Source organism: Nevskia soli (assembly GCF_903970205.1).
In the GTDB taxonomy this organism is placed as follows: domain Bacteria; phylum Acidobacteriota; class Terriglobia; order Bryobacterales; family Bryobacteraceae; genus Bog-113.
On the sequence record NZ_CAJCHS010000099.1, the window covers coordinates 1 to 4,797 of the forward strand.

A 4,797-nucleotide genomic window follows, 5' to 3' on the forward strand; every position below is an offset into this window, starting at 1 on the left:
GGCGGTTTTTTGTTTCTTGAAGGCGTCGAGTATGTCTGCCGTCGGGGCTAACTCGGGAAGATGTACATAATCGATCCCGCAGATCGCTTTCGTGAAGTAACGGAGATCGTCTTTCTTGGTAAAACCGGCTAACTGGGACACGTTGTTCAGGCGCACATCGATGAGCCGCTGAACCCCCGCCCGCGACAAGAGGGTAAAGAACGTCTCCGCGGACTTCCTGGTAAATCCAATCGTGAAGATCGTCATTCCGACGCGCCCCTTCCGACACTCGCATCGGTGTCATCCGCTTCGTAGGCGATGCGCTTTTCCTGAAATTCGTAGGCATCATTCACTAGTTCCTCGCGGGAGAGAAACAGATGATCTTCGCTCATATCGAGAAGTTCAAACAAGCGCCGCACCGCCGCATCGTGGCTCTCCAGACTGCCATCCGGGTGTATATGTTCCACCGGCGTGCCTTGCTCCACAAGACGGCGCGAGACCAGGATCGTGCGATGGCAATCCAGCGGTTCTTTCTCGGCGCACATCAGCGCGATCCGAAAGTCCTTCATCCCGCCAATCACTCGCCTAAGGCCGCCTTGAAATGACTGGCTCGCCGCGATGCGGGTGTAGCTTACTCTTCCGTCGATGTAGCACGCCGGATCGTCACTCCGTCCGCCCAATTCCTTACCCATGAACCGGTACGCGATGCCGTTTTCCCACAGTGTTGCCTGGAGTTCGTCGCGATTGAATTGCGGGTTCATCCGGCTGAAAGGCTTCGAACGGACATCACAGACCGCGGTTATCCCATGCCGCTGCAGCAGATCGAGGAACACATCCGGTTCGTGCCTCGAGTGTCCGATGGAGTAAACAGGATCCGGCATAGTGCTTATAGCGGAGGGTTCGTGAAAACCGCGGCCACTAACTTATGACAGCAGCCATCTTCTTCCCAGGCCCGCGCGAGACTAATACAAAGATAAACATCGTGCAGCTTGTAGACTCCATCCTCCATCGGAGCGTAGCGTTCGATAACCGGTGGGTCGGTCACCTTCAGACTATAGTAAGTCGCGTCGTACTTGAAAGTTCCCCGGCAGGCTTTGACCGCTGCGCCGTCCCGATCGTGCGTACGCACTCTGACCTTGAAATCGCGCTTCTGAATGAGCACCAGCGAATGGTGAAACGCCGCTGCTTCGGACTCGCTGACCCAATTGCACGCCCCTCTGTCCTCGCATTCATTGCCTATCCAAAGCGATTCCGGGAACTCGCGAAGGGATTCCAATTCCTGCCACGGAACTTCGCCTGCCTTCGACCAACGGCCATGCGGTACGATCTCGTGATTCTCCGTCTGATGCCCGTTGGGGCAAGGTCTAAGTAGAGGCACATCGATAACATCGAGAAGCTTCGGAACCGTATGATCCCGGTACGCAATTTCTAAAATCGAAAGCTCGCCGGAAGCCCGCGCACTTACCGGGCGAATCCAGTCACCATACTTACCGTTTCCGAGCACCTCCCGCCCCGCGATACATCGTCCGCCCGTCTTATAAGAGTTTGCCAGGCAGACGATTCTTTTTACATAACTCACCGCGGAACCAGAAACTGCTGGGTAGCGGTAAACGTTCCGTCCTGATTCATGGCGACTCCAACGCCGGTCAGCCGAAACTCCGCAGTTAGCAAGTTGTCCCGATGCCCGGGGCTGTAGCTCCACTCGACGACTGCGATCGCCGCCGGATCCGTGTAGCCGTTCTCCCGGAAGATATTCTCGGCGCAGCGCGACCAAGCCACGCCCACCGTATTCAAGCGGCAGGCCAGATCGCCGAATACCGGATCCTGATGGCTGAAGAAGTGCGCTTCCAGCATGCGGCGGCTATGCTCGCGCGCGGTGCGGCAAAGGACCGGGTCCCACTGCAGCGCCTCTAACCCGATCGAGGCTCGTTGGAAATTGATCCCGTCGAAAATACGCTGCTCGATCCCGGCTAGCGGTTCCGGCGAAGCACTCGCGAACACGAATGGCGCGCCGATGCACGCAATTAGGCCGGCACGCCGGGTCATCATGCCCCTTCCAACCGCGCCAGCTCGAGCGCGCCCCACAGCACCGAATCGTCTCCCAATTGCGCCGGCTGCACATCGACCCGCGCCTCGGACCATGGCGGCATCTGACGCGCCAACTCCGCCCGCAATGGCCGAAACAGAAGATCGCCCGCCTTGCTGATTCCTCCGCCGATCACGATCCTTGCCGGATTTAGAAGCATAATGGCCGCCTTCAACCCGCGCGCCAGCGGAATCACGTAGCCCCGCATGAACGCCTCATCGTGAGTCCATTCCTTCGCCGTGCGCCCCGTATCGCGCTCCAGCCAGAGTCCGCAGCACATGCGCTCCAGACATCCGTTCGAGCCGCACAAGCACTCCGGGCCATCGGGTTCGACATTGAGGTGACCGATCTCGCCGGCCCACGAATCCGGGCCGCGCAGCACGCTCCCATCTAAGACAATACCGCCGCCGATGCCGGTCGATAGCGTCACATAGAGCAGCGGCGAGGCCCCACGGCCCGCGCCGTACGCGAACTCGCCCAGCGCGCCGACGTTCGCGTCGTTATCCATTACCGCCGGAGCGTCCGCAACGGCTGCGATTCGGGCCGGCAACAACACGTCGTTCCAGCCGCCGACGTGCGTGGAAAGCGCGACGCGCTGTTCGCCGAAGCGCACCGGGCCGCCGAATCCGATGCCGCACCGGTCGAACCGAAACTCGCGACGCAACCCACGCACGATCTCTTCGATCGCGGCCAACGTCGATGCTCCGCCGGCCTCGCGATCCGTTGCGCGTTGGATGCGGCTGACCATCCTGTCGTCCGCAAACACCGCAACCGTGAACTTCGTTCCGCCGACGTCGATGGCGAGCGTGGTCATGCGCGCGCCGCCAGGAGTTCTTGCGGATTGGCCGTGCCAGTCCCGCGTTTCCCGATCGTGACCCGTGCCGCGAGACTGCCGAAGCGCGCGGCTGCAACCGCGTCTCGCGTTACGAACAGAGCTGCCGCTGCTCCCGCGGCGAAGCTATCGCCGGCGCCGCAAATGTCCACTGGGGCTTCCACTCGCCGCACCGCGACGAACGACTCGCGCTCGCTTTCGAACACGCGGATCCCACCGCCGCCGTCGGTCACAAATAGGACCGGCGCCTCCGTTTCCCGACGCAGGCGCGCGAAATCCACGCCGCCGCCTAACTCTTGGCAAGCGTGCTCCGCTTCCGCCCGATTCGGCTTCAGCGACACGCAGCAGAACCGGTGCGCGCGCCTTCGCGAGTCGGCTAGAAAGACCTTCTCCGGATACACCGCCGTCAACTCCGCGAGCAGCATGCGCACGGCTTCCGTGATCACTCCGCCTTCGTCGGTCTCGGATTGATCGGAGATCAGGATCAGATCATGCTGATCGACCGCCTGTGGAATCGCGTCCAGGACGGCCCGGTTAGCAGCCTCGCCCGGCTCATAGAGAAAGTCCACGCGCGGCAGATCTTCCGCGCCGGTCCGCGCGTTGATCAGCTTGGTGTAGGTGAACGTCTGGCGCCCTTCGGCCACCTGCAGCAGCTCGCTACGAAAGCCGCGGTCGCTCAGCGCCTTGCGCAATTCGAAGCCATAGCCGTCATCGCCCACGACGCCCAGCACCGATACGCGCCCCACTCCCAAGCTCGCCAGATTATTGGCAACCGTCCCGCCCGCGCCAGGCGTCGATTCCGTCCGTGTCACGGCCACCCGCGGGATCCCGGTTTCGGCCGACGCAAGCGCGAGCGCCGGATCGTAAGTACACCAGCGATCGAGACAGATATCGCCGATCACCAGCGCGCTCAACCCCGGCAGTTGCTCCAGAATCTGCTCTTCATTCATGGAGCATTCTCCAGAGCGCCGGGAAAGTAGCGCGATGGTCGCCGCAGAAGTAGTAGCTCTCGCCGCCATCCGCCACCGTACGCACCAGAATCGTCTTATGCGGTCGGAAGTAATAACCGGGGTCCGTCTTCGTTAACTCGCGCCGGAAATCTCCCTCGATGGGAATCAGATCGAACACGGCGGTCGTGAAATGGCTGAGATCGCTTCCTTCCTGATGCGCCACATTGCGCGCCATCGCCAGCGCTTTCAGATAGACTTCGGGCGCCATTACCGCCGAACCAAAACTCAGCAGCACGCCGCCTTCGAGCCGCTCCACAGTTGACGCGAAGATCAGGAAATCGGTATACGAAGCTTGTCCGACCGCCGCGCCATCGCAGTTCGGATGTTCATGCAGGATGTCGTAGCCGATGCCCACATGGACAGTAACGGGCACGCGATATTTCCACGCCGCATGGACCACGCTCGTCTCGCGATAAGGAAACTGCGCGAAGGATTCGCCCGCGTGTTCGCCCAGACCCTGCCCGTTCTCCGCCGCCTGACGAATGATGTCGTTCAACTCGCCGGTCTCGCGCCACAACCCGAATTCGCCGGTCGTGATGTAACGCGCGACGCTCTCAGTGGTCCCTCCGGTAAGCGCTAACTCGTAGTCGTGAATCAATCCAGCGCCGTTCATTGCGACGTGATCGATCAGGCCGCGCCGCATCAAATCGATGATGTACCGCGAAACTCCGGCGCGGATCAGGTGTCCGCCCATCATCAGGATGCGAGCCGCACCGTTGGCCTTCGCTTGTTGGAGCCGCACCGCAACCGCGTCCAAATCCGGATGTTCGAACAGCAAAGGCGCGTCGCCCAGCGCCAGCAGGTGAGAGAGATCGAGATCGCTCCGGCGCTCGGCCAGCGGCTTCACGATCAGGCGCGATCGCTCAAACGTGCGATATCGCGTGCTCACT

General features: G+C 61.3%; 7 protein-coding genes. All 7 read right to left on the reverse strand.

Features of this window, described 5'->3' with window-relative positions:
• The coding region (locus H1Y01_RS04700; protein WP_180539115.1) for a DUF488 domain-containing protein at window positions 1-246 on the reverse strand (246 nt) is incomplete at its 3' end.
• Entirely contained in the window at window positions 243-860 is a 618-nt protein-coding gene (locus H1Y01_RS04705) for a DUF488 domain-containing protein (protein WP_180539116.1), read from the reverse strand. The genes H1Y01_RS04700 and H1Y01_RS04705, both read right to left, overlap by 4 nt.
• A 5-nt stretch (window positions 861-865) precedes the next feature.
• Window positions 866-1,558: a dual OB domain-containing protein gene (locus H1Y01_RS04710; protein WP_180539117.1), complete on the reverse strand. Its 693-nt coding sequence runs from the start codon at window positions 1,556-1,558 to the stop codon at window positions 866-868.
• Window positions 1,555-2,028 carry a CAP domain-containing protein gene (locus H1Y01_RS04715; RefSeq protein WP_180539118.1) on the reverse strand — a complete coding sequence of 158 codons (474 nt, stop codon included), beginning with the start codon at window positions 2,026-2,028 and terminating at the stop codon, window positions 1,555-1,557. Before H1Y01_RS04715 ends, H1Y01_RS04710 begins: the two co-directional genes overlap by 4 nt.
• Entirely contained in the window at window positions 2,025-2,879 is an 855-nt protein-coding gene (locus H1Y01_RS04720; protein ID WP_180539119.1) for an ROK family protein, read from the reverse strand. The genes H1Y01_RS04715 and H1Y01_RS04720 overlap by 4 nt, the downstream gene beginning before the upstream one ends.
• Complete coding sequence (locus H1Y01_RS04725) at window positions 2,876-3,847, reverse strand: bifunctional heptose 7-phosphate kinase/heptose 1-phosphate adenyltransferase (protein ID WP_180539120.1); 972 nt, start codon at window positions 3,845-3,847, stop codon at window positions 2,876-2,878. The genes H1Y01_RS04720 and H1Y01_RS04725 overlap by 4 nt, the downstream gene beginning before the upstream one ends.
• Window positions 3,840-4,796 (reverse strand): hypothetical protein, encoded by a 957-nt coding sequence (locus tag H1Y01_RS04730; protein WP_180539121.1) that lies wholly within the window; start codon window positions 4,794-4,796, stop codon window positions 3,840-3,842. Before H1Y01_RS04730 ends, H1Y01_RS04725 begins: the two co-directional genes overlap by 8 nt.
• Between the last annotated feature and the right edge of the window lies 1 nt (window position 4,797).